Raw genomic sequence first — 22,762 nt, forward strand, 5'->3', positions numbered from 1 at the left:
CGACGACTAGGCGGGGACCGGGCTCAGCAGCTCCACGGCCCGCGCCGCCAGCGTTTTCCGGTCGATCTTGCGGTTCGAATTCAGCGGGAACTCCTCGACGTGCTCGTACCGCCGCGGGATCACGCCCTCGGGCAGCACCGCCCGCAACGCCCGCACCAGCTCGATCACCGGCCGCCGCGGCCCGGTGTAGAAGACGAACAGCTCAGTGCCGCCGTCCCCTTGGACACCGAGCGCTACCGCCTGCACCCCGCACGCCTGCAACGCGTGCTCCACCTCGGTGAGCTCCACACGCCAGCCGAGCACCTGCACCTGCGAATCGAGCCGCCCCAGGTACGCGAGGTCGTCGCCGCCGAGCCGCCGCACCCGGTCGCCCGTGCGGTAGAACCGCCGACCGTCGCGGTCCAGGAACCGGCCCTTCTCGTCAGCCGGGTCGAGATACCCCGGCGTCAGCTGCGGTCCGGCGATGGCGAGTTCGCCCTCTCCCGCCTCGTTCTCGTCGATGAGCAGGTACTCGTGTCCCTGGTGCACCGCGCCGATCGGCACCACGCCGTTCACCGCGATCCGCGGGGTTTCCTCGTCGTCCCAGCGGTACCCGGCAACGGTGATGGTCAGCTCCGTCGGGCCGTAGAGGTTCTCAGTCACGGAATTGCCCGCCGCCGCCCGCCAGTCCGCGGTGTCGCGGACAGTCAGTGCTTCCCCGGCGAAGAAGCTCCACCGCAGGCCGGGCATCGCATCTGGGGTGAGCCGTCCGGTGCGGCGCACCAGGTCGATCGCGCTCGGCGTGGAAAACCACACGGTGAGGCCGCGCTCCTCCACGAACGCCGGCACGTTCCGGTAGGCCGCTCCCGGCAGGACCACCGCTTCCGCACCCGCGCCCCACGCGCAGAAGAGGTCGAACATCGCGCAGTCGAAGTTCAGGTCGAACGTCTGGGAGAAGACGTCGTCCGGGGTGAAGTCGTACCGCGCGTCGAGCAGGCCGAAGTAGTGCTCGGTGGAGCCGTGGCCGATCCGGACTCCCTTCGGCCGTCCCGTGGAGCCCGAGGTGAACAGGATGTACGCGGAGTCCTCAGGTCGCACGTCCACGGGCTCGCTGAGCGCGGTTTTCGGTTGCCACAGCCCTGGCTGGCCAACCTCCGGGGCCAGGAGGGTCTTGACCGGCGGAGCCACGGTCAGGCCGCGTTCGTCGGCGATGATCGCGTCCGCCTCCGCCGCCTCGACCATCTGCGCAGTCCGGGCCGCCGGGAAGTCCGGCCGCAGCGGGACGACCGTCGCCCCCGCGTACAACCCGGCCAGAATCCCGGCGTAGGCGGTCACGCCCTTGCCGGCCAGCACCCCTACCGTGCGGGCGCCGGACTCCGCCAGCGCGCCGCCCCACAGCAACGCCCGCTCGTGCAGTTCGCCGTAGGTCAGCGTCTGCCCGCCGACGCTGACCGCCGGCCGGGACTCGGAACGGGCCAGCCCGCGCAGAAACCGCGCGTGCAGTCCCGAGGTGGTCGTCGTGTCCATCGTGGTCCTCCGCGTTACTGTGCCGATCGCTGCTGACCCGACCACAGTCACGGCCTAGTGGCTTCGTGGCAACGGTTACCTGCCGGGTCGGGGTCGGCCTGCATTTGGCCGGATCAGCAATAGGGGTGCCGGCGCGTCGCTCGGAAGCGGCGGCCCGGGGTAAGGTTCAAAACCGAACCGGGCGGTCGGTTTCCCTGCCCGGTGAAGTGCCCGACCCAGCCACCGGAGTAGCCATGTGGGACAGCTCTTTCGACGAAGCCCTCCGCCCGTACCTTCCGTTCCTGCCCGCCGACGAGGCGCTGACCGCCGAGACCCCGCTCAAGGAGTACGGCCTCGACTCGCTCGCCACGGTGGAACTGCTGGCCGTGCTGGAGGAGAAGTACAACGTCCGGTTCTCCGACGACGCGCTGAACCTGGAGACGTTCGAGAACCCCGGACGCCTCTGGACGACGCTGTCGAAGCTGCAGCCGGCTAGCTGACCCGCGAGGGACCCGCGCCGCGCCGCCGCGGCTGCAGCGCGAGCCGCGGGTTCACCGTGGTCACCTCGAACCGGCTGGTGGTGGCTCGGACGCGGCCGAACAGCGTGTCCGGCCCGGCCACCCACAGCTTGCGCACGCCGAGCTGTTCGAGCGACGAGACGACGTCCGGCCAGCGCAGCGGCTCGACGATGCTGTCCAGCAGCATCGTGCGGACCTGCTCGCCGGACCGCAGCACCGAACCGTCCTGGTCAGCGATGATCGGAAGGAGGGGATCATGGAAGTCGAGGCCGCCGAGCACCTCGTCCTCGGCCTTGCGCCGCAACGCGCCGAACGCGCGCGAGTGCAGCGGAGGACGCATCGTGTACAGCGACAGCCCGCCCATGCTCCGCACGGTCTGCTTGAGCCAGTCGAGGTTCCGCTCCCGCACCGAGACCATGTAGAAGTCGTGGTCGATATAGCAGGAGATGTCCGACCATTCGCCGCGCCCGTCCAGTTCGGCCAGCGCGTCGCGCAGTTTCTCCTCCGGCGTGCGGACGAACGAGTGCGTGACGACGTCGGTGTGCTCGGTCGCGAAGAACTCGTCGAGGCACTGCGCGAGCTTCGCGGTCATCCACACCGCGTCCGGGAAAGTCAGCGAACCGGCGTACACACTGGCCGGCTTCTCGCCGAAACTCGGGCCGGTGCAGTAGTCCGGGCTCATCCCGTACTCCTGTTCGGCCCACTCGGCGAGCGCGACGCAGGTGAGCATGAACCCGACCTGGGCGTACTCGGAGTAGTCGCCCTCGGCCTCGCGGAAGCGGTCGACCAGCGAGTAGCCCAGCCGGTCGTCGGCGTCCTTGATGAGCCTGCGCGCGAACGGGTTGATGAGCAGGAACTTGCCGAAGTCGGCGAACCGGCACGGGCTCATCCCGGGGAACACGACCGCCGATCCGGCCTGGCTGGCCTCATCCATGACTGGCGACCTCTCTTTCGGCGGGAGAATGGACTTCCTGCAGGAATCCCAGCAGGATTTCGCGGAACCGCTGCGGTTCCTCGAGATGGGGAACGTGGCTCGATTCCGGGAGGATCTCCCAGCGCACGTCGTGGATCCGGTCGTAGTACGGCTGCACAGTGGCCGGGGTGGCCTCGTCGTGCGCGCCGGAAATGAGCAGGGTCGGCACCTCGATGTCGTCGAGACGGTCGATCACCGAGTAGTCCGCGAGCGTGCCGGAGACGGTGAACTCGCTGGGCCCGTTCATCACCGAGTAGACGGTGTTGTTGTCGGCCATCTCCATGAACGACGCGAGATAGTCGGCGGGCCACGGCAGCACCCGGCAGACGTGCCGGTCGTAGAAGACGCGCATGAGGTCGAAGTACTCCTGCGTGTCCGTCGTGCCGGCGGCTTCGTGCGCCCGCAGTCCCTCGTCGACGCCGGGCGGGAGCAGCGCGCGCAGCCGGTCCATCTCGCTGCGCCACAGCTCGTACGAGGCGGGCGAGTTGGCGATCACCAGCCCGCGCAGGCCGTCCGGGCGTTCGGCGGCGTGCCGCGCGACGACCAGCCCGCCCCAGGATTGTCCATAAAGGACGTAGTTGTCCTCGATGCCGAGCCGGTGCACCAGGTTGTCCAGCTCGTCGCCGAACAGCTCCGGGTTCCAGAACCCGGGGCCGGCGTCCGGCAGCCTGCTCGATCCGCCGCTGCCGAGCTGGTCGTAGTGCACGACCGGGAATCCGTGCTCGGCGAGTTCGGTCAGGCTCAGCAGGTAGTCGTGCGTGCTGCCCGGCCCGCCGTGCACCACGACCACGGCGGGCGCCGCCCCTCCCGGTTGCCCGGTGACCCGGTACCAGGTGCGGTGCTCGCCGAACGGGACCCAGCCTTTCGCGGTGGGCGCCACGGCCATGCTCATCACCTCGTTCGCCTCCCTCGTCCTTCTCCGGCGCAGCGCGGCCGGATCCGGTTACCTGTCTATCCGTCGGCGCCCGCGCGCCACCAGCCCCTAAGGGGCGTCTAAAGCCGAGCCAAATCAACTTTCCCCGCGACCGATTCAGGGGTCCCCTACCGGGTGGGCGAGGCGGTGGCCCGGCCCTACCGTTTCCGTTGTCCCGCCGCACCTACGAATCCCGGAGCTGCCGCGATGCGCGTGATGCTGATGGTCCTCCCGACGAGGACGCACGTTTACAGCATGGCTCCGGTGGGCTGGGCGCTGGCCGCGGCAGGGCACGAGGTGCGCTTCGTCGGGCAACGCAACCCGCGCGAGGTCGCGTCGTTCGCCGAGACCGGGCTGGACGCCATGTGGTTCGGCGACGAACTCGACCTCGCCCGGCACCGCAGGCTCCAGGTCGATCGCAACAACGCGAGGCAGGGCGACTTCCGGATCTCCGAAAGCCGTCCCGAGCGCTACACCGACGAGTACGTGCGCAACGTGTACGAGCACTGGGTCGACGTGTTCCGCTGGACCACTCCGGATTCGCTGCTCGACGAACTCGTCGTCTTCGCCCGCCAATGGCAGCCGGACCTCGTGGTGTGGGACCCGGTGATCTACGCCGCGCCGATCGTCGCGCACGCCCTCGGGGTGCCGCACCTGCGGATGATCGACGCCGCCGACCAGACCGCCCGCATCGGCGCGCAGTACCGCGACCGCAGAGCCAGCCGTCCTGAGGACACCTCGCCGGACCCGTTCGTGACGTGGATGTCCGCCGCGGTCGGCCGGTTCGGCGCCGACTACGACGAAACCCTGCGCTACGGCGTGCGGACCATCGACTGCCATCCGTCGTATCTGCGGTACGACGGCGTGGACGTCGACTACGTCCCGGCCCGGTTCGTGCCGCAGGACAAGCCGGCGGCGATCCCCTCGTGGGTGCTGGAGCAGCCGGAGCGGCCGCGGGTGATGCTCGCCCTCGGCAGCTCGGACCGGCAGGTGCCCGGCATCGCGGAGACCGCCGCCGGGGACCTGCTGGACGGCCTCGCCGGCCTCGACATCGAGGTGATCGCCACGGCGGACGCGAGCCGGCTCGCGTCCGTGCGCGCGATCCCGGACAACGTCCGCGCGGTCGATCCCGTGCCGATGAACGAACTCCTCGCCTCGTGCTCCGCGATCGTGCACCAGGGCGACGGCGCGACGATCGGCAGCGCGGTCGTGCACGGCGTCCCGCAGCTGGTCATCCCGGACGCCACGTGGAGCGAACGCTGCTCGGCGGTGGCTCAGGCGAAGCGCGGCAACGGTTTGCTGGTGGACCTCGGGGACGTGACGCCCTCCAGGGTCCGCGCGGGAGTGTGCCGCTTGCTGGAAGAACCGTCCTTTCGCGAATGCGCGCTCGAAGTGCGCGACGAAATGCTGGCGACGCCCACACTCGACGACCTCGTACCGGAACTGGAACGGATGGCGCGATGCCCGTGACGCGGCCGCCGACCATGCGGGCGATCGGGTTTCTCGTGCTGAGCCTCCCGATCCGGCTCGTCGCGTTCGTGCTGATCCTGGTGACCATGCTGGTCGGCGTCGCGACGACGATGCTGTGGATCGGCATCCCGGTCCTGCTGGTCGCGACCTCGCTGATGCGTTCGTATTGCGCCTTCGAACGACGCTGGGCACGCCAGATGCTCGGCGTCGCGATCGCCGAACCGGCCCGCCGGCCACCGGCCGGACCGGGCATGCTCGCGGTGTGGCAGGCGCGGTTGCTCGACGCCGCCACGTGGCACGAGTTCGCCTTCGTGCTCATCGCTTTTCCGTTGGGCATCGTGGAATTCGTGGCGGGCGTCGTGTCCATCGCAGCACCTCCTTTCGGGATTTTCGTGGCACCGCGCATCGGGGCGGTGCACGGCGAGCTGGCGACGTCGTTCCTCGGCCCGAACCGCACCGCGCAACTGGAAGCGCGCACGCAGCAGCTGCGGAACTCCCGAGCACGCGGAGTCGACGCGGTGGAGGCCGAACGGCGCCGGATCGAACGAGACCTGCACGACGGCGCGCAGCAGCGGCTGGTGTCCGTCGCGATGAGCCTGGGCCGCGCCCAGCTCAAACTCGATCTCGACGACCCGACCGCGGTCCGCGAACTCATCGGAGCCGCGCACGCTGACGCCAAACTCGCTGTCTCGGAGTTGCGTGACCTCGCGCGCGGCATCTACCCGCCGGTGCTCCAGGATCGCGGCCTGGACGCAGCGTTGTCTTCTCTTACCGCAAGAATGCCTATCCCTGTTGAGGTCGAGGTTACCGTACAACCCCGGCCGCCCGCACCTGTCGAGACGACGACTTATTTCATCGTGAGCGAAACGCTCACCAACGTGACCAAACATTCCGGCGCCGACCGCGCGTCCGTGCGAGTGACCCGTGACGACGACACCGTAGTCGTCGAGATCACCGACAACGGCCACGGCGGCGCCTCGATGCGCCCCGGCGGCGGCCTGGCCGGATTGGCCGACCGCGCCGCCACGATCGACGGCGTGCTCACCGTCGTCAGCCCCGCCGGCGGCCCCACCGTCGTGCGGGCCGATCTGCCCGTCCGCTGGTGAATCCTGTTGTGGAGGCAAGAGAAATGCGCGTCGTGATCGCGGAAGACTCGGTGCTGTTGCGCGCCGGGGTGCAAAGCCTGCTCGCGGACGTCGGCATCGAAACCGCCGCCGCGGTCGACAACGGCGACGATCTGCTGGTGGCCATCCGAGACCACCGCCCCGACCTGGTCATCGCCGACGTCCGCATGCCGCCGACGTTCACCGACGAGGGCCTGCGCGCGGCTTTGGCCGCCCGCAAGGAAATCCCCGGCCTGCCGGTGCTGGTGGTGTCGCAGTACGTCGAAGGAAGCTATGCGGTGGACCTGATCGCGGAAGGCACGTCCGGCGTCGGCTATCTGCTGAAGGAACGAGTCGCCGACGTCGCCGACTTCCTGGAAGCAGTCCGCCGCGTCGCCGGCGGCGGTTCAGCCATCGACCCGGACGTCGTGGCACAGATGCTGTCCCGCAGCCGGGATCCGCTGGAGGCGTTGACCGCACGGGAAACCGAGGTGCTCGCCCAGATGGCGCAAGGCCTGTCGAACACGGCCATCGCCAAGGCTTTGGTGGTGACGCAGGGAGCGGTGGAAAACCACATCAGCAACATCTTCGCGAAGCTGGGCCTGGAGGCCAGCCGGGACCAGAACCGCCGCATCCGCGCCGTCCTGACCTACCTGGACAGCACCGCGGTCCACGCCTGATTCACCGGATCGATACCGTGCAAATGTTCGAGCGGCGGCGGTAGCTTGGGGATATGGATCTTGGACCTGTTCCCCTGTCGTCCGTTGTGGACGAAGTAGTCGTTCTCTTGTGGCGCAAGACTTCTGTCACTCGCGCTGCCGCCACTCGCACCTCTGCCACCCGCCGCCGATCGCTCCTGCCTTCCAGCTCAGCCCTTCGCCCGAGCCGGCTGTTCCGAAGACGCGCATTCCGCGCAGCTGCCGAAACCGGAACCGCGGTGCTGCGAAAAGCCCGCATCGCACTGCGTCGATGCGGGCCCCGCTCCCTCACACTATGGACGGGGCAAGCTACCGCGCCCGCCAGCTCGTCGCCGGAACAAACCTTGCCAACGGTTGCCGAGGTGACGGCACAGCAGTTTCCTCGCGCCCAGCCCCCGCTGCCTGACCGACAGCCGCCAATGCCACCAGCAGCGCAGCCACTTCAACGTCGTCCGGGTTCCCGCGCACCACACGTACTGCGGGCGCTACCACTGCAGCGCGCTGTTCACCGCACGCCCCAACAGCTTCCGCACCAACCACACCCGCAGACGCTGTCACCGCGTCACGCCGTTCACCTCGCCCCCCAACAGCTTCCCCACCAGCCACACCCGCAGACGCCGCCAGCGAATCACCCCGCTCGCCTCGCCCCCCAACAGCTTCCCCACCAGCCACACCCGCAGACGCCGCCAGCGAATCACCCCGTTCGCCACGCACCCCAACAGCTTCCCCACCAGCCACACCCACAGACGCCGCCAGCGAATCACACCGTTCCTCACGCGCAGAAGCAACCTCCAGGCCAACAGCTTCCCGCGACGCCGCAGGAAGCTTCGTCCTGGCCGCACCTGCGCCCCTTGCCGCCTCGCACCGGTCACCGCGCGTCCCGGCAGCCCGGCCCAAACCACCCGGCACCCCGCCGGGCTCGCCCCGCGCACCCGACTCGCCAACCGAGGCAAGAACCTCCGATCCCGCCCCCAGATCCGCCGCCTCCATCACATCCCCCGTACCTAGACGCGCGACCCGGACCCCCATCACATCGGCGGGTTCCCGTGCTTGCGCGCCGGAACCTCGGCGTGCTTGGCCCGCAACATCGCCAGCGACCGGATCAGCATCTCCCGCGTCCGGCCGGGCTCGATCACGTCGTCGACCAGTCCGCGTTCAGCCGCGTAGTACGGATGCATCAGCTCGGTCTTGTACTCCTTGATCTTCTGCCGCCGCACCGCCTCCGGGTCGTCGGCCGCGTTGATCTCGCGACGGAAGATCACATTCGCCGCACCCTCGGCACCCATCACCGCGATCTCGTTCGTCGGCCAGGCGAGCGAAACGTCCGCGCCGATCGACCGCGAATCCATCACGATGTACGCGCCGCCGTAGGCCTTCCGCAGGATCACCTGCACCCGCGGCACTGTCGCGTTGCAGTAGGAGTACAGCAGCTTCGCACCGTGCCGGATGATACCGCCGTGTTCCTGGTCCACCCCGGGCAGGAAGCCGGGCACGTCGACCAGCGTCACCAGCGGGATGTTGAACGCGTCGCAGGTTTGCACGAACCGCGCGGCCTTCTCGCTCGCCTCGATGTCGAGCACGCCGGCGAGCGTCGCAGGCTGGTTCGCCACGATCCCGGCCACGTGCCCGTCGAGCCGGGCCAGTGCGCACACCACGTTCGTCGCCCACCCGGCGTGTACCTGAAGAAACTCGCCGTCATCGACGATTTTCTCGATCACCGCACACATGTCGTACGCGCGGGCCGCGTCGGTCGGCACCACCTCAAGCAGTTCGTCCGTGCGGCGGTCCGCCGGATCGGCCGTCGGCTCCACCGGCGGCACCTCGTTGTTGTTGGACGGCAGCAACGAAATCAGGTACCGCACATCCTCAAGACAGCTGGGTTCGTCGTCATAGACGAACGCGGCGACCCCCGATGTCGAGGCGTGCACGTCCGCGCCGCCAAGACCGTTCTGGGTGATCTCCTCGCCGGTCACCGCGTGCACCACGTCCGGGCCGGTGATGAACATCTGCGAGGTTTCGCGCACCATGAACACGAAATCCGTCAACGCGGGCGAATAGGCGGCGCCGCCCGCGCACGGGCCGAGCATCACCGAGATCTGCGGAATGACCCCCGAAGACCGGGTGTTGCGCTGGAAAATGCCGCCGTACCCGGCGAGCGCCGTCACGCCCTCTTGAATCCGCGCACCGGCACCGTCGTTGAGCGACACCAGCGGAGCACCGGCCGCCGCGGCGAGATCCATCACCTTGTGGATCTTCTGTGCGTGCGCCTCGCCGAGCGCGCCGCCGAAAATGCGGAAGTCGTGGGCGTACACGAAAACCGTGCGTCCGTACACCGTTCCCCAGCCGCACACCACGCCGTCCGAGTACGGCTTGCGGTGTTCGAGGCCGAAACCCGTCGCGCGATGCCGACGCAAGGACTCGATCTCGGTGAACGAACCCGGGTCGAGAAGCAGTTCGACGCGCTCGTGCGCGGTCAGCTTGCCGCGATCGTGCTGCCGGGCGGTCGCGGCGTCGTCGGGACCGCGGCGTGCGGCTTCCTTGATCTCCCGCAGTTCCTCGAGTTTGCTGTCGAATCCGACCGCCAGTGCCTCAGACATGCGCGCGCCCCTTGTCGACAAGCCGATCGGTCAAGTGCCGGAGAATCACGTCCTGGTGGCGGGTCAGGAAGAAATGCCCGCCGGCGAGCGGAACCAGCTCGAAGCCCGCCGAGGTGTGCTCGCTCCACGACCGGACCTCGTCGACCGAGGCGACCGGGTCGGCGGTACCGGTGAACGCGACCACCGGGGCGGCCAGCGGCGGGCCCGGCTGATACCGGTAGGTCTCCACGGCACGATAGTCGTTGCGCACCACGGGAAGGATCATCCGCACGACGTCGTCGTCGCCGAGCAGGTCCATTTCGGTGCCGCTCAACCGGCGCAGTTCGTCGATCACGCCGTCGTCGGTGCGGGTGTGCACGTTCTCGTTGCGATGCCGCGACGGGGCCCGGCGGCCGGAGACGAAGAGCGTGTGCACTTCGGTGCCCGCGGCCTCCAGCCGCCGGGTCACCTCGAAGGCGATCATTCCGCCCATGCTGTGCCCGAAGAGCGCGAGCGGCCGGTCGTCGCGGCCGCGCAGCAGCTCGGCGATCCGGTCGGCCAGCGCATCGATGGTGGTCAGGAACGGTTCGTGCCGCCGGTCCTGGCGCCCCGGGTACTGCACCGCCAGTACCTCGATGTCCGGCGTCAGCGCCCGCGAAACCGGGAAGTAGAACGGAGCCGAACCTCCGGCGTGCGGCAGGCACACCAGCCTTGCCTTCGCCTCGGGCGACGTGTGGAAGCGGCGAAACCAGCTGTCCTCGTCAGAATTCGCACTACCCGTCATGTCGTCCCACCGCCTTTCCGACGTCTGCGCCGGGACGACCCGGCCACGGATCCTTCTTCGCCGACCCACGGTAACCGCGCCCACCGCGCGCAACGACCCCTAGCTCCCCCTAGATCCACAATGGACAGTCCCACCCGCTCCCCAGCCCGGAAGGATCCTTTCGATGCAGCCGACGTTCGTCCTCGTCCCCGGCTCCCACGCCACCGGACGCTGCTTCACCGCGCTCCAGCGCGAACTGGCCCTGCGCGGCCACCGCAGCCTGGCCGTCGACCTCCCCGGCCACGGCAGTGCTGGCTTCTCCGTCGCCTACCAGGCGCAAGACCACGCAGCCTTCGCCGAAGAACCGTCACCGATGGCTGGCATCACGCACGCCGACAACGTCGCGCACGTCATCGACCTCGTCCGCCGCGTACGCGAACACGGTCCCGTCGTCCTCGTCGGCCACAGCCGGGGCGGCTTCACCGTCACGAGCGTCGCCAACGCGGTGCCAGATCTGCTGGCCCGAACCGTCTATATCGCTGCCTGGTGTTGCGTCACCGGCACCGCGGCCGACTACCTCGCCACCCCAGCCTTCAGCGCACCCGACACCGGGCTGGTCCCCGTCGTCGGCCCGGAACGCCTGGGCGCCGTCCGGATGAACTGGCGCACCACCGATCCCGCGCACCTGACCGCGCTCAACCGGGACTGGACCGCCGACGGCACCGACGCAGAGGTCGTCGCTTTCACCTCGGCCCTCGACCCCGACGAATCGCGGGACGCCGGTACCGACCTCGTCGACCCAGCTGCCTGGGGCAGGGTCCCGCACACCTACGTCCGGCTGACCGAGGACGCGAGCATGCCCCTCGCGCTGCAGGACCACTTCATCGAAGAAGCCGACGCTCTGACCTCCGACAACCCCTTCGACGTCCACTCGCTGCCGGTCGGCCACATCGACCCGCTGCTCCGCTCGACGGGCCTCGCCGAAATCCTCGCCGGAACCGCCGACTACAGCGAGGGGGCCCGGTAGACACCGAACTGCATCTCGCGGGCGAGCCGGAACCCCAGCTTCTCGTACAGCCGGATCGCGCCGGTGTTCGTCTCGGCCGCGTGGAGAAACGGCCGCTCCCCGCGCTCCCGGATCCCCGCGGCCACCGCCAGGACCAGCCGGGCCGCCAGGCCCTGCCCTTGGAACGCCGGGTCCGTGCACACCGCGCTGATCTCCGTCCATCCCGGCAGGTGCATCCGCTCGCCTGCCATCGCCACCAGCGCTCCGTCGCGGCGGATGCCCAAGTAGGCGCCCAGAGCGATCGTCCGGGGCAGGAACGGGCCAGGCTTCGTCCGCGACACCAGATCGAGCATCTCCGGCACATCCGCGTCGGTCAGCCGCACCGCTTTCGGATCGGCGGCAGCCGGGGCGGCCGAACCGTCCATCTGCACACCGGCGAGCTCGGCCTCCACCGTCCAGTCCGCGGGCGGCGGCGTCCCGACGCGGCCGACCACGACTGTCGACGCGCCCGGCCCGGCGAGGTCGGCGATGTCGTGCCACACGTGTTCGTCCGGCTGGTCCGGCACGGCGAGGAACGGAGAGACATCCACCGGATACCGCAGCACCTGGCCCTTCTGCTCCGCGAACGACGCGTGCGGGCCGCTCAGCGCGGCCCAAGCGGGGTTTTCGAGCGGGGACGTGCTCATTCTCGCCTGCCATTCCAATCCGGGGTGCTCAACCAGAATGCGTGCCCCGGCCGGGGCCCGGCCACTGCCTCCCACATGGTGAGCGGCCGAGGACCGCAGCTGTCCGCAATCCGCCATAACGTCACCGCCATCACCGACGAAGGGACCTCGATGAGCACCGTCGACCGCAACCAGCCGCTCGGCACCCCGACCTGGATCGACCTCGCCGTGCCGGATCTGGACCGCGCGCAGCGCTTCTACGGCGCCGTCCTCGGCTGGACCTTCGACGGCGGCCACTGCCTGCTGCGCGACCTCCCCGTCGCGGGCCTGCGCCCAGCAGCCGACCCCCGGCCAGCCTGGACCGTCTGCTTCGCGACCGACGATTGCGACGGCACCGCGAAAGCCGTCGCCGCCGCGGGCGGCAAGCTCCTCGACCAGCCGCACGACGACGGAGAGCACGCCCGCGTCGCCGTCGCGGAAGACCCGACCGGCGCGCGGTTCGGGCTCTGGCAAGGCCGCAAGCTCCCCGGTGCCCGGCTCGTCAACGAACCCAGCACCCTGCTGCGCAACGACCTCGTCACCCCAGCGCCCAAGCCAGCACGTGACTTCTACTGCGAGGTCTTCGCCTTCGCCCTCGACGGCAACGACGACCTGTCCGGCGTCGACTTCACCTTCCTCCGTCGCCCGGACGGCCACGAAATCGGCGGCATCATCGGCGACCCGTCGGCCGCGGCACCGGCGTGGGGCACCCTGTTCCTCGCCACCGATGCCGACGCGGCAGGCGCGCGGGCGGTCGAGCACGGCGGTGAGATCGTCGAGGCACAGGACAGCCCGTACGGACGCATGGTGACTATCAAAGATCCGTTCGGCGCGGAGTTCGTCCTTGGCTCCTGAACCCGGCCCTGCTGAACCGGTGCTAGAACAGGACAGGTGGACCTCGAAACCCTCCCCGGCGCGACGCTGCTCCCCGCGACCCCCGACGACGCCGCCGAACTGATGGTGCTCCAGCGGTGTTGCTGGGTACAGGAAGCCCTGCTCAACAACACCCTGGAGCATCCCGCACTGACCGAAGACCTCGCCGAGGTCCGCGAGGCGATCACGACCTGGCGCAGCTGGGTCGTCCGGCAAGGACACCGGCTCGTCGGCGCGGTCCGCGCCCGCACAGTCGAGGACGGCGGCTGGGAAATCGGCCGCTTGATGGTCGCGCCGGATCTGGCGGGACACGGCCTCGGGCGGCTCCTGCTGGCGCACGCCGAGCGGCACGCGCCGCCGGAGACGAAGCAGTTCGTCCTCTTCACCGGTGCGTCCAGCGAACGCAACATCGCCCTCTACGAACGGGCCGGGTACCGCCGCGCGCCGCTGCCGTTCGAAGCGACCGGGGTCTACCAGCTCGCGGTCTACCTGGTCAAAGCGGCCTGACGGAGGCTCACAGCTCGTCGAAGACCAGGACGGTGTGCGTCGAGAGCACGTCCGGCATGTTCTGCAGCCGCTCGAACACCAAGTCCCGCAGGCTGTCCGCGTCGCGGGTCCGCACGAACAGGATCAGGTCGTTGTCCCCGGACACCAGCCCGCCGTGTTCGATTTCCGGGATGTGCTTGAGTTCCGCGCTCACCGTGCGCCACGAGTTCTGCGTGACCTTCAAGTACACGTACGCCGCCAGGCCCTGCCCCATCCGGCGTGGATCGGTGACCGCCGCGTATCCCGTGATCACTCCCTCGCGGTGCAGCCGCTCCACCCGCGTGTAGCAACCGGCCCGCGAAATGTGCGCGCGTTCGGCGAGGGCGCGCATCGAGGCACGGCCGTCTTTCTTCAGCTCGGCGATCAGTTTCAGATCGACCTCGTCCAGCGCCGCTGCCATTTGTCCACCCGGCTGGGACATCCGCGTCACCTCGCAAGCCAATCGTCCAACCATAGCCCGTCAACCAGGCCATCATTCCACAGTTATCCGTCAAGTCTGGATCCTTGATCGCCCGACAGCGAGTATCAGGGCCTACTCGTCTTCGTCGATGGGAGCTGTCGGTGACCACTACGGAACGCACTGCCGCGTCCTGTTTCCTGCCCAGCGACGAGCCGCTCGGCCTCGTGACCGCAGACGGCACGCCTGCGCCCGACCCGGCGCTCGCGATGCCCGCGGACGACGTCCTCCTCCGCCTGTACCGCGGCATGGTTTCCGGACGCCGCTTCGACACCCAAGCCACCGCGCTCACCAAACAGGGCCGGCTCGCGGTGTACCCGTCGGCGCGCGGGCAGGAGGCCGCCGAGATCGGCTCGATCCTCGCGCTTCGCCCGCAGGACTGGCTCTTCCCCACCTACCGCGACTCCATGGCCGTCGTCGCGCGCGGCGTCGACCCGGTCGAGGTCCTCACGCTGTTGCGCGGCGACTGGCACTGCGGCTACGACCCGTACCGCGCCAACGTCGCCCCGCAGTGCACGCCGCTCGCGACCAACACGCTGCACGCGGTCGGCTTCGCGCACGCTGCGCGTGTGAAGGGCGAGGACACGGTCTCGCTCGTTCTCGTCGGTGACGGCGCCACCAGTGAAGGCGACACGCACGAAGCGCTGAACTTCGCCGCCGTCTGGAAGGCACCGGTGGTCTTCCTCGTGCAGAACAACGGCTACGCCATCAGCGTCCCGCTCGCGAAGCAGACCGCTGCACCTTCGCTCGCGTACAAGGGCGTCGGCTACGGCATGCCCTCCGTACTCGTTGACGGCAACGACGCTGCCGCCGTACACGCTGTCGTTGAGCAGGCTGTCGCACGCGCTGCAGCTGGCGAAGGGCCGACACTCATCGAAGCTGTCACCTACCGTATGGAGTCGCACACCAATGCCGACGACGCGACGCGCTACCGCGAAAAGGCCGAAGTGGAGCAGTGGCGCACGCGCGACCCGATCAGCCGCCTCAAGCAGTACCTCACCGACCGTGGCCTCCTCGACGACAAGGCGCAGCAGGAGATCGACGCGCGCGCCGAAGAGGAAGCAGCGGCGTTGCGCGAGCGGATGAACGTCGACACCAAGCTCGACCCGGCGGATCTCTTCCGGCACGTCTACGCCGAACCGACCGCCGCGTTGCGCCAGCAGGCCGCCGAACTGGCGCACGAGAGCACCGAGGACCAGGCATGACCGCCACTCTGGACACGACGCTGTCCCTCGCCGGGGCGCTCAACCGCGCTCTCGCCGACGCACTCGCCGAGGACGAGCGCGTGCTCGTCTTCGGCGAAGACGTCGGCACGCTCGGCGGCGTTTTCCGCGTCACCGACGGGCTCGCCGCGCGTTTCGGCGACGCTCGCGTCTTCGACTCGCCGCTCGCCGAATCGGGCATCGTCGGCACCGCGATCGGGATGGCGATGAACGGCCTCCGCCCGGTGATCGAGATGCAGTTCGACGCGTTCGCCTACCCCGCGTTCGAGCAGATCACCAGCCACCTCGCCAAACTCCGCAACCGCACCAAGGGCCAGGTCGAACTGCCCGTGGTGATCCGCGTGCCCTACGGCGGCGGCATCGGCGGCGTCGAGCACCACTGCGACTCGTCCGAGGTCTACTACACGCACACGGCCGGCCTGCGCGTCGTCACCCCGGCCACACCGGATGACGCCTACACCCTGCTGCGCGAAGCGATCGACAGCCCGGACCCGGTCATTTTCCTGGAACCCAAGCGCCGGTATTGGGAAAAGGGCACCGTTGACCCGCAACGCCGTTCACCCGGTCTCGACAAAGCGGTAGTTCGACGCGAAGGCAGCGACGTCACCCTCATTTCCTATGGCGGCGCTCTCGGCACAACTCTCGAAGCTGCCGAAGCGGCCGCCGAAGAGGGCTACCGCGCCGAAGTGATCGATCTGCGCAGCCTCGCGCCATTCGACCTGGAAACGGTCGCCGCGTCGGTGCGGCGCACCGGTCGCGCGGTCGTCGTGCACGAGGCGAGCCGATTCTGCGGTTACGGCGCCGAGGTCGCCGCACAGCTGTCCGAGCACTGCTTCCATTACCTGGAAGCGCCGGTCTTGCGCGTCGCCGGATTCGACATTCCTTATCCCGCACCGAATCTGGAACAGCACCACCTGCCGGGTGTCGACCGGATCCTGGACGCGATCGAACGCCTCCAGTGGGACGACGCGGCACCGCTCGACGGGGAGAAGTGATGGCCGTCTTCAAGCTGCCGGACCTCGGCGAAGGCCTCACCGAGGCGGAAATCGTCGCGTGGCACGTCGCGGTCGGAGACACCGTGACCGTGGACCAGACCGTCGTGGAGGTCGAGACCGCGAAGGCGAGCGTCGAGGTCCCAGTACCGTTCGCGGGCCGAGTCGCGACGCTGCACGGAGCAGCGGGCGAAGTGCTGGCCGTCGGCAGTCCGTTGATCACTGTGGACAGTGCCGCGGACTTCACGGAACCCGGCGTCGTGACGCCGGAGGGCAGCGGGAACGTCCTGATCGGATACGGCACCAGCCAAACCCGCACTCGGCGCGCGCGGCGGTCGCGCGGCAGCAAGGCGCCAGCGACCGCCCCCGCTCCAGCGCCGAAGTCCGCTTCGGACCGCATCCGCGTAGTGTCCCCGCTGGTCCGCCGTCTCGCCCGCGAGTCCGGAGTAGACCTTCACGCGCTCACCGGAACCGGCACCGGCGGCATCGTGAGCCGCGCCGACGTCGAGCGCGCGATCGCCGCTGCCGAGACCCCAGCGGTCCCGGCATCGGACGAGCAGCGAATCCCCCTGCGCGGCCTGCGCAAAACCGTCGCCGACAAGCTCGCCCGCTCCCGTCGCGAGATCCCCGAGGCGACCGTCTGGGTGGACGTCGACGCGACCGAACTGCTGCAGCTGCGCACCGCGCTCAACAGCGATCCGCACGCCTCGAAGATCAGCCTGCTCGCGCTCGTCGGCCGATTCGCCGTCGCGGGCCTGCGCCGGTTCCCCGAACTGAACGCGCATCTGGAAGGCGACGAGATCGTCATCCCGTCCGCCGTGCACCTCGGCTTCGCCGCGCAGACCGACCGCGGCCTGGTCGTCCCGGTGGTCCAGAACGCGCACCAGCACACCCTGGAAGACCTTTCCGCCGCGCTCGCCGATCGCACCGAACAGGCCCGCGCCGGACGCCTCGCTCCGGCCGATCTCACCGGCGGCACGTTCACCGTGAACAACTACGGCGTGTTCGGAGTGGACGGTTCGGCCGCCATCATCAATTACCCCGAGGTGGCGATCCTCGGCGTCGGCCGGATCATCGACCGGCCGTGGATTGTGGACAGTCAGGTCACCGCCCGCAAGATCACCGAGCTGACGCTGGCGTTCGACCACCGCGTCTGCGATGGCGCCACCGCGGGTGGATTCCTCCGTTTCGTCGCCGACTGCATCGAAAACCCCGTACGGCTGCTGCGCACTCTCTGAGGACGGTCAGGCTGGCAGCTCTGCCAGCCTTTCCGTTTTCGCCCACACATTCCGCTTCAAGACGATCCGGAACACCGCCCGCCACGTCGCCAGCACGCCGAGCAACAGGAACGCCGGGTAACACAATCCGGCCAGCAACGCCCGGTGCGGGGGTTCGTCGCGCAACCGGGCAAAGTAGACGATCGCCCACATGATACCGGGCAGCAGCAACGCGGCCAGCCACCATGCCACTGCCTGTGCCAGGTTTCCGGTCTCCGCGACCAGACCGCCGAGTGTGTTCCCGGTCAGCAATGCCGCCGGCACAATCACCAGCAGCGCCGCGGCGATCAACGACAGCGGAACAGTCAGCCACGGCACGACCAAGTAGACCAGGAAGTCGAACAAGCCGGTCCCGGCAATGAATCGAGAGGTCGCGAGACTGCGCAAATGCCGTGAGCACTGGAGGTTTCCCTGTGCCCACCGGGTCCGCTGCCGCAGCAGGCGGCGCGCGTCCTCCAGTCCCTGCTGAGTCACCCAAGCCCGTTGCGTGTACCGGATCCGCACCCCGGCCAGATGCAACCGCAGGCCCAGTTCAAGATCCTCGACCAGGCAGTCGCTCCACGGCGACGGCCCGAACTTCCGCAACACCGACAGTCGCGTGAACTGCCCGTTGCCGCCCATCCCGACGCTGCCGAGCACGTCCCGCAACGACTGCGCAGCGTCCGCGATCGCGCCGAACTCCAAGTCCTGCAACAACGCCAGCAACCGGTGTCTATTGTGGATCCGCACCCGGCACTGCACCGCACCAACGCCGCGGCTGCGCAGCATCGCCGCCACCTCCGTGAGCAATCCCGTGCTACCGCGCCCGTCACCGTCGATGATGCCCACGACCGTCTGGGAACCAGTGCCCTCCCGCTCAGCGATAGCGTCGACGTAGCGGTAACCCGCGTTGAGCGCCTCGCCCTTTCCCTGTCGTGCCTGGGGCAGGTCACGCCGCAGCACATGCAGCCGATCATCAGCGATGCCCGCGACAATCTCCGGCGTGGCGTCATCAGATCCATCATCGATCACCAGCACTCGCACCGGAGTTTCCGGACTGCCCAGGCGCAACGCGTTCCGCACTGTGTTGGCGATAACGCGTTCTTCGTTCAGCGCCGGAATGACAATCCAGAACAACAATGGACGCGAAGCACGTTCAGTCGCGGGCCGGGGCGCGCGCCAGGCGAAAGCCGCCAGTACCAGGTTGTGGACCGGCCACCAGCACAGCAACAGCACGAACCACCACGGCTGCGTCATGCCGCGTGCCGCCCCCGGGAACTGCTGGCATGCAGCCGGACCGAACGGACCGTGAACGCCATCGCGACGAATCCGGCCACTGACAGGACCACCCACAGCACCCCGTGGAACGGCACGAAACCGATCGCGGCGGCGGACACGACCGCGGGAGCGACCCGGGTGACAGACATTTCTTTTCCTTCCAGAAGAAACTCAAGCAGCGGCAGCGGCCGGGGAAACGAAGCGATAGCCGAGCCCCTCGATCCCTTCGACCACCTTCCGAAGGTCGCCGATGCCGAGAAACGGGTGATAGTAAAAACCGACGACGCTGTCGGTCACCACGCGATGGGTTTTCGCGTCGGCCAGGATGTCGTCGGCGGTGCGGGCGGCATGCTGGTTGAACTTGGCCGGAGCCACGTTCCCGACGTTCTCCGGCACCACGACAGTCCCGTATACGTCGCGGACCGGATACGGGAAGAACTGGCCGTATACCTCGCGATAGGACACGTCGGTCCGTCCACATTGGCCGCCGTCGCACTGACCGGCGTAGTAACTGCCCCGGTCGTACCGCATCGGGAAGACCCGGCCCGCCTCCTGATAGTCCACAACGGACCCGCCGTAATGCGGGAACTCGAACGCGTCCGGCCGCGGCAGCCCGACCCGGTCGAACTCGGCGAGCCCGGTCGCGACGCGACCGCGGAACCACTCCGGCGAATCCTCCGGGACCGGTCCGCTGAGGCGCACGTTGTCCCGGTGGTCGACCGTCGCACGATAGAACTCGTAGTCCGCGGCGCTGGTCCCTGAGTACGGGTTGTCCGTCTCGTCGTACTGGTGACTGTAGCCGTGCATCACCAAGGTTCCGCCCCGCGCGAGCGCATCACGCAGTGCCGCAACGAGTTCCGGACTGTCCACCAGACGCGTGAACGTCGGCTTACCGCCATTCGCCGCACCACGCGGATCCGCGTAGTACGGGTACACCGCCAACGAGAACGGCACACCGCGCCCGCTGAGGTAGTCGGTGATCGCCCGGACTTCGGCAGGCGGCGTACGCGGACCGATGTCCTCGATCCGCACGAGCGCACGTCGACGTGCCGGAGCCTCCGGCGCGAGCACGCCAAGGAGGATGTCCGCAGCCGCCAGATAACGATCGCCCGCGCTGACGTACGAATACGGCACTTCGGCGAGATAGGTGAAGGATCCACTGTGGACCGCCCACGGCGACACCACTCTCTCCGCAGACTTCGCCCGCGCCAGCACGTTCGCCTTTGGCGAGGTCACCCGCACTCCCACGACATCGACGCCGGCATTGGGGTCACGCCGCAGGTCAGTGTCCCGATAGGACACGGTCGTGACTTTGTCCTCCCGGAACGGAGCCCACGTCCAACCCCACTTTTCGGCGAGTGCGGGCGCGTGCTCGAACAACTGCCAGATGTTGCTGCCCATCCACACCACCGGCAGCCGGGTCCGGCTCAGGTCGTCCAGCAACGCGGGCGGGAGCTGCGCGTCGTAGACCGTGCCGACGTAGACGACCGCCTGGTACTCGTTCAGCTCGCCGCGGCGGTAGTCAGCCGCAGGCAGCATTCGCCAAGCAGTAGAACGGGAAACCAGGTTCGCCGTCTGAATCGCGTTGGCCTGCGCCTCCTCGGCGACCTGCGTCGCGGGCGGACTCGGCCGCAACCGCCGCCCGTCGTCGAAGAGCACCAACGTGCGCCGGTCGGCGCGCCCGCCGGGACCGGCCAGGCCGATTTTCGGCTGCCGCAGAACCGGGTCGATCGGCGAGGCCGCTTCCGAACCGGAACCGTCGTCCGAGACCACCACGACGATCCCGCCCACCAAGCTCGCCACCGCGACGACCATGATCCCGAGCCGTAACCACGCCGGGAACCGTTGGCTCACTGCACGACCTCAGCCTGCTCCGGGACGAACGGTTCCGGCGCTTCAGCGGTCAGGCCGAGCAGCCAGGCCACCGCCTGCTCAGTGCGCTCCGCGGCCCGGCCGTCGCCGAACGGATTGGCGCGCGTGCTCATCGCCGCCCGCTGCGCCGGATCGGCCAACAGCCTCGACGCGGTGTCCACGATCAGCTCGGCATCCGTACCGACGAGTATCACACAACCGGCGTTGACTGCTTCCATCCGTTCCGTCGTGTCCCTCAGCACCAGCACCGGCACCTTGAATGTCGGCGCTTCCTCTTGAATACCACCGGAATCCGACAGCACGAGCGAACTCGCCGCGATCGCCGCCGCGGTCTGTTCATACGGCAACGCCGGGGTAAGCACCACGCGCGGGTGACCAGCCAGCGCCTCAAGCACTGCCTCTTGCACAGCCGGGTTCGGATGTACCGGCAGCAACACGCGAACGTCCGGATGCCGCGCCAGCAGAGTGTCCACAGCGGACAGAATGCGCGTCAGCGGCGCGCCCCACGACTCCCGGCGATGTGCAGTCACCAGAACCAACCGGCACTCGCCCCGCGTCGCCGACTCGACCACCTCGGAAACCGCACTGTCGGCAAAGGACACTCCCCGATCCGTGACCCGGGAAATCGCGTCCACCACAGTGTTTCCCGTGACCAGGAGAACGCTGTCGTCAATGCTCTCGGTACGCAGGTTCCGCGCGGCCGCCGGGGTCGGGGCCAGGTGCAGGCTCGCGGTCTGCGTGACCAGCCGCCGGTTCAGCTCCTCCGGGAACGGCGACCGCAGATCGAACGAGCGCAGCCCGGCTTCCAGGTGCACCACAGGAATCTTGCGCCAGAACGCGACCAGCGCACCGGCCACTGTGGACGTCGTGTCGCCCTGCACGAGCACCGCCGCGGGCGGGCGCTGCGCGGCGAGCGCGTCGAGACCGGTCACCAGCTGCGAGAACAACTCGGGCTGACCGCCCTCGACCCGGTTCAGGGTGAGCCGCAGGTCCGGGGTCAGCGAGAACGCGGCGAGCACCTGATCGACCAGTTCGGGATGCTGCCCGGTCGCGACGAGCACCGGGTCCAGCCGTCCGGACCGGCGCATCTCCTGCACGACCGGCGCCATTTTGATGGCCTCCGGCCGGGTCCCGGCAATCAGCCAGACCACCGGTGCGTCACCCCGGGTCATCACGGAACTCCATTTCAGCGAGAGCGGACGCGATCCGGGAAACAGTCCCTGGATCGCGCCGACCACGCTAATTGCGGCATCCGGAATCGACCTCACCCGCGCGGGTCAAAATCACCGTCAGTAGTCGCCGTCACAAGTCGTCAAGAAGACACCAGAACACTGCTCACCTTGCTTCTAAGCATCTGCTTACTTAGCCGAACACGGTCGCACCAGACACGGCAAGCACACTCCGTAATCTTGCTGGATCGGTTAAGCAACCAGTCCCGGAAAAGGGCACCCGAGTCCTCGGATGCCCTTTTCTGTTCCGCGGTCAAACCGGCGGTATGCCCGACCCGCGATCCTGCTCACCTAGTGGTCCAGACCACCAGGTCAGTGCTTCCCCGGAACGTATTCACCGGGCACCATCCGCGTCGTGACCGCGAACCGGTTCCACGCGTTGATCACCGTGATCGTCGCGATCAGCTGAGCCAGCTCGGCCTCTTCGAAATGCTCGGCGGCGCGGGCGAAGACGTCATCAGGCACGAAGCCGTCGGTGAGCACGGTGACCGCTTCGGTCAGCTCCAGCGCGGCGACCTCCTTCGCCGTGTAGAAGTGCTTCGACTCCTGCCAGGCGGAGAGCTGGATGACGCGCTCGCTCGTTTCGCCGGCGGCCAACGCGTCCTTCGAGTGCATGTCGATGCAGAAGGCGCAGTGGTTGATCTGCGAGGCTCGGATCAGCACCAGCTGCCGCAACGCCGGGTCGAGGCCGTGGCGGGTCGCGGCGTCGAGCCGGATCATCGCCTTGTAGGCCTCGGGCGCCAGTTCCGCCATCTTGAGGCGGGGCGGTGGCACCGGAAGTCGTTCTGTAGTCGTCATAGCTTCGACCCTACGAGCGATTGGCACTC

Annotated in this window: 23 protein-coding genes; 10 read left to right on the top strand and 13 right to left on the bottom strand. The window is 68.6% G+C overall.

The features are described 5' to 3' along the window. Positions 1–6: 6 nt before the first annotated feature. Positions 7–1,506 (bottom strand): AMP-binding protein, encoded by a 1,500-nt coding sequence (locus tag BM362_RS10355; protein WP_067580513.1) that lies wholly within the window; start codon positions 1,504–1,506, stop codon positions 7–9. A 233-nt stretch (positions 1,507–1,739) separates the two neighbouring features. Here BM362_RS10355 and BM362_RS10360 point away from each other — a divergent pair, with 233 nt between their 5' ends. Continuing rightward, entirely contained in the window at positions 1,740–1,985 is a 246-nt protein-coding gene (locus tag BM362_RS10360) for a phosphopantetheine-binding protein (RefSeq protein ID WP_037810574.1), read from the top strand. Here the strand turns inward: BM362_RS10360 and BM362_RS10365 are convergent. Further along, positions 1,978–2,937 carry an ACP S-malonyltransferase gene (locus tag BM362_RS10365; protein WP_093572950.1) on the bottom strand — a complete coding sequence of 320 codons (960 nt, stop codon included), beginning with the start codon at positions 2,935–2,937 and terminating at the stop codon, positions 1,978–1,980. The genes BM362_RS10360 and BM362_RS10365 overlap by 8 nt on opposite strands. Next, positions 2,930–3,862: a proline iminopeptidase-family hydrolase gene (locus tag BM362_RS10370; RefSeq protein WP_067581231.1), complete on the bottom strand. Its 933-nt coding sequence runs from the start codon at positions 3,860–3,862 to the stop codon at positions 2,930–2,932. Before BM362_RS10370 ends, BM362_RS10365 begins: the two co-directional genes overlap by 8 nt. 234 nt (positions 3,863–4,096) lie before the next feature. On the opposite strand from BM362_RS10370, the gene BM362_RS10375 reads away from it, so the two are divergent. From BM362_RS10375 to BM362_RS10385, 3 genes are read left to right on the top strand one after another with little or no spacing between them, the layout of a single operon-like run. Continuing rightward, a complete protein-coding gene (locus BM362_RS10375; RefSeq protein WP_093572951.1) occupies positions 4,097–5,359 on the top strand; it encodes a nucleotide disphospho-sugar-binding domain-containing protein in 1,263 nt (420 codons plus the stop codon). Further along, positions 5,350–6,465, top strand: a complete 1,116-nt coding sequence (locus BM362_RS10380; protein WP_067580509.1) for a sensor histidine kinase — start codon at positions 5,350–5,352, stop codon at positions 6,463–6,465. The genes BM362_RS10375 and BM362_RS10380 overlap by 10 nt, the downstream gene beginning before the upstream one ends. Positions 6,466–6,488: 23 nt before the next feature. Then, positions 6,489–7,142, top strand: coding sequence for a response regulator transcription factor (locus BM362_RS10385; RefSeq protein ID WP_067580506.1), 654 nt, complete (start codon positions 6,489–6,491; stop codon positions 7,140–7,142). 327 nt (positions 7,143–7,469) lie between these two features. On the opposite strand, the gene BM362_RS49905 is transcribed toward BM362_RS10385, so the two are convergent. The 3 genes from BM362_RS49905 to BM362_RS10400 are packed head-to-tail and all read right to left on the bottom strand — an operon-like array spanning position 7,470 to position 10,520. Then, entirely contained in the window at positions 7,470–8,189 is a 720-nt protein-coding gene (locus BM362_RS49905; protein WP_342029797.1) for an acyl-CoA carboxylase epsilon subunit, read from the bottom strand. Then, complete coding sequence (locus BM362_RS10395; RefSeq protein ID WP_093572954.1) at positions 8,189–9,757, bottom strand: acyl-CoA carboxylase subunit beta; 1,569 nt, start codon at positions 9,755–9,757, stop codon at positions 8,189–8,191. The genes BM362_RS49905 and BM362_RS10395 overlap by 1 nt, the downstream gene beginning before the upstream one ends. Then, positions 9,750–10,520: a thioesterase II family protein gene (locus BM362_RS10400; RefSeq protein ID WP_067580504.1), complete on the bottom strand. Its 771-nt coding sequence runs from the start codon at positions 10,518–10,520 to the stop codon at positions 9,750–9,752. Before BM362_RS10400 ends, BM362_RS10395 begins: the two co-directional genes overlap by 8 nt. Positions 10,521–10,683: 163 nt before the next feature. Here BM362_RS10400 and BM362_RS10405 point away from each other — a divergent pair, with 163 nt between their 5' ends. Next, the gene (locus BM362_RS10405; protein ID WP_093572955.1) at positions 10,684–11,526 is read left to right on the top strand and encodes an alpha/beta hydrolase; all 843 of its coding nucleotides are present in this window, start codon (positions 10,684–10,686) and stop codon (positions 11,524–11,526) included. Here BM362_RS10405 and BM362_RS10410 read toward each other — a convergent pair. Beyond that, entirely contained in the window at positions 11,505–12,191 is a 687-nt protein-coding gene (locus BM362_RS10410) for a GNAT family N-acetyltransferase (protein WP_067580500.1), read from the bottom strand. The two genes, BM362_RS10405 and BM362_RS10410, sit on opposite strands and share 22 nt — an antisense overlap. A gap of 150 nt (positions 12,192–12,341) precedes the next feature. Here BM362_RS10410 and BM362_RS10415 point away from each other — a divergent pair, with 150 nt between their 5' ends. Both BM362_RS10415 and BM362_RS10420 read left to right on the top strand, forming a co-directional pair. Then, positions 12,342–13,064 carry a VOC family protein gene (locus BM362_RS10415; protein WP_093572956.1) on the top strand — a complete coding sequence of 241 codons (723 nt, stop codon included), beginning with the start codon at positions 12,342–12,344 and terminating at the stop codon, positions 13,062–13,064. Between the two features lie 36 nt (positions 13,065–13,100). Next, positions 13,101–13,589, top strand: a complete 489-nt coding sequence (locus BM362_RS10420; RefSeq protein WP_093572957.1) for a GNAT family N-acetyltransferase — start codon at positions 13,101–13,103, stop codon at positions 13,587–13,589. Between the two features lie 7 nt (positions 13,590–13,596). Here BM362_RS10420 and BM362_RS10425 read toward each other — a convergent pair whose 3' ends face one another. Continuing rightward, positions 13,597–14,028, bottom strand: coding sequence for an Lrp/AsnC family transcriptional regulator (locus BM362_RS10425; protein ID WP_037715277.1), 432 nt, complete (start codon positions 14,026–14,028; stop codon positions 13,597–13,599). 161 nt (positions 14,029–14,189) lie between these two features. Between BM362_RS10425 and pdhA the strand changes: the two genes are divergently transcribed. The 3 genes from pdhA to BM362_RS10440 are packed head-to-tail and all read left to right on the top strand — an operon-like array spanning position 14,190 to position 17,538. Beyond that, positions 14,190–15,290: a pyruvate dehydrogenase (acetyl-transferring) E1 component subunit alpha gene (pdhA, locus tag BM362_RS10430; RefSeq protein ID WP_093572958.1), complete on the top strand. Its 1,101-nt coding sequence runs from the start codon at positions 14,190–14,192 to the stop codon at positions 15,288–15,290. Beyond that, positions 15,287–16,303, top strand: coding sequence for an alpha-ketoacid dehydrogenase subunit beta (locus BM362_RS10435; RefSeq protein WP_067580492.1), 1,017 nt, complete (start codon positions 15,287–15,289; stop codon positions 16,301–16,303). The genes pdhA and BM362_RS10435 overlap by 4 nt, the downstream gene beginning before the upstream one ends. After that, complete coding sequence (locus BM362_RS10440) at positions 16,303–17,538, top strand: dihydrolipoamide acetyltransferase family protein (protein ID WP_093572959.1); 1,236 nt, start codon at positions 16,303–16,305, stop codon at positions 17,536–17,538. The genes BM362_RS10435 and BM362_RS10440 overlap by 1 nt, the downstream gene beginning before the upstream one ends. A 6-nt stretch (positions 17,539–17,544) precedes the next feature. Here BM362_RS10440 and BM362_RS10445 read toward each other — a convergent pair whose 3' ends face one another. The 5 genes from BM362_RS10445 to BM362_RS10460 all read right to left on the bottom strand — a co-directional run bounded on the left by BM362_RS10445 (position 17,545) and on the right by BM362_RS10460 (position 22,733). Next, a complete protein-coding gene (locus BM362_RS10445) occupies positions 17,545–18,813 on the bottom strand; it encodes a glycosyltransferase family 2 protein (protein WP_093572960.1) in 1,269 nt (422 codons plus the stop codon). Next, a complete protein-coding gene (locus BM362_RS47340) occupies positions 18,810–18,983 on the bottom strand; it encodes a hypothetical protein (RefSeq protein ID WP_157904878.1) in 174 nt (57 codons plus the stop codon). The genes BM362_RS10445 and BM362_RS47340 overlap by 4 nt, the downstream gene beginning before the upstream one ends. A 22-nt stretch (positions 18,984–19,005) precedes the next feature. After that, positions 19,006–20,688 carry a DUF2334 domain-containing protein gene (locus BM362_RS10450; RefSeq protein WP_244287109.1) on the bottom strand — a complete coding sequence of 561 codons (1,683 nt, stop codon included), beginning with the start codon at positions 20,686–20,688 and terminating at the stop codon, positions 19,006–19,008. Next, the gene (gene wecB, locus BM362_RS10455; RefSeq protein WP_167545295.1) at positions 20,685–21,878 is read right to left on the bottom strand and encodes a non-hydrolyzing UDP-N-acetylglucosamine 2-epimerase; all 1,194 of its coding nucleotides are present in this window, start codon (positions 21,876–21,878) and stop codon (positions 20,685–20,687) included. Before wecB ends, BM362_RS10450 begins: the two co-directional genes overlap by 4 nt. A 369-nt stretch (positions 21,879–22,247) precedes the next feature. Then, a complete protein-coding gene (locus BM362_RS10460; protein WP_067580485.1) occupies positions 22,248–22,733 on the bottom strand; it encodes a carboxymuconolactone decarboxylase family protein in 486 nt (161 codons plus the stop codon). Between the last annotated feature and the right edge of the window lie 29 nt (positions 22,734–22,762).

The sequence above is a fragment of the Amycolatopsis rubida genome, from assembly GCF_900115345.1.
GTDB lineage: Bacteria > Actinomycetota > Actinomycetes > Mycobacteriales > Pseudonocardiaceae > Amycolatopsis > Amycolatopsis rubida.

Bases quoted from the DNA above. Each gene is read 5' to 3' on its own strand.
- BM362_RS10375 (WP_093572951.1), top strand. From the start codon at position 4,097: ATGCGCGTGATGCTGATGGTCCTCCCGACGAGGACGCACGTTTACAGC.
- BM362_RS10395 (WP_093572954.1), bottom strand. From the start codon at position 9,757: ATGTCTGAGGCACTGGCGGTCGGATTCGACAGCAAACTCGAGGAACTG.
- BM362_RS10380 (WP_067580509.1), top strand. From the start codon at position 5,350: ATGCCCGTGACGCGGCCGCCGACCATGCGGGCGATCGGGTTTCTCGTG.
- BM362_RS10400 (WP_067580504.1), bottom strand. From the start codon at position 10,520: ATGACGGGTAGTGCGAATTCTGACGAGGACAGCTGGTTTCGCCGCTTC.
- BM362_RS10460 (WP_067580485.1), bottom strand. From the start codon at position 22,733: ATGACGACTACAGAACGACTTCCGGTGCCACCGCCCCGCCTCAAGATG.
- BM362_RS10410 (WP_067580500.1), bottom strand. From the start codon at position 12,191: ATGAGCACGTCCCCGCTCGAAAACCCCGCTTGGGCCGCGCTGAGCGGC.
- BM362_RS10415 (WP_093572956.1), top strand. From the start codon at position 12,342: ATGAGCACCGTCGACCGCAACCAGCCGCTCGGCACCCCGACCTGGATC.
- BM362_RS47340 (WP_157904878.1), bottom strand. From the start codon at position 18,983: ATGTCTGTCACCCGGGTCGCTCCCGCGGTCGTGTCCGCCGCCGCGATC.
- BM362_RS10405 (WP_093572955.1), top strand. From the start codon at position 10,684: ATGCAGCCGACGTTCGTCCTCGTCCCCGGCTCCCACGCCACCGGACGC.
- BM362_RS10360 (WP_037810574.1), top strand. From the start codon at position 1,740: ATGTGGGACAGCTCTTTCGACGAAGCCCTCCGCCCGTACCTTCCGTTC.
- BM362_RS49905 (WP_342029797.1), bottom strand. From the start codon at position 8,189: ATGGGGGTCCGGGTCGCGCGTCTAGGTACGGGGGATGTGATGGAGGCG.
- BM362_RS10445 (WP_093572960.1), bottom strand. From the start codon at position 18,813: ATGACGCAGCCGTGGTGGTTCGTGCTGTTGCTGTGCTGGTGGCCGGTC.
- BM362_RS10370 (WP_067581231.1), bottom strand. From the start codon at position 3,862: ATGGCCGTGGCGCCCACCGCGAAAGGCTGGGTCCCGTTCGGCGAGCAC.
- BM362_RS10440 (WP_093572959.1), top strand. From the start codon at position 16,303: ATGGCCGTCTTCAAGCTGCCGGACCTCGGCGAAGGCCTCACCGAGGCG.
- wecB (WP_167545295.1), bottom strand. From the start codon at position 21,878: ATGACCCGGGGTGACGCACCGGTGGTCTGGCTGATTGCCGGGACCCGG.
- BM362_RS10385 (WP_067580506.1), top strand. From the start codon at position 6,489: ATGCGCGTCGTGATCGCGGAAGACTCGGTGCTGTTGCGCGCCGGGGTG.
- BM362_RS10435 (WP_067580492.1), top strand. From the start codon at position 15,287: ATGACCGCCACTCTGGACACGACGCTGTCCCTCGCCGGGGCGCTCAAC.
- BM362_RS10355 (WP_067580513.1), bottom strand. From the start codon at position 1,506: ATGGACACGACGACCACCTCGGGACTGCACGCGCGGTTTCTGCGCGGG.
- BM362_RS10425 (WP_037715277.1), bottom strand. From the start codon at position 14,028: ATGGCAGCGGCGCTGGACGAGGTCGATCTGAAACTGATCGCCGAGCTG.
- BM362_RS10365 (WP_093572950.1), bottom strand. From the start codon at position 2,937: ATGGATGAGGCCAGCCAGGCCGGATCGGCGGTCGTGTTCCCCGGGATG.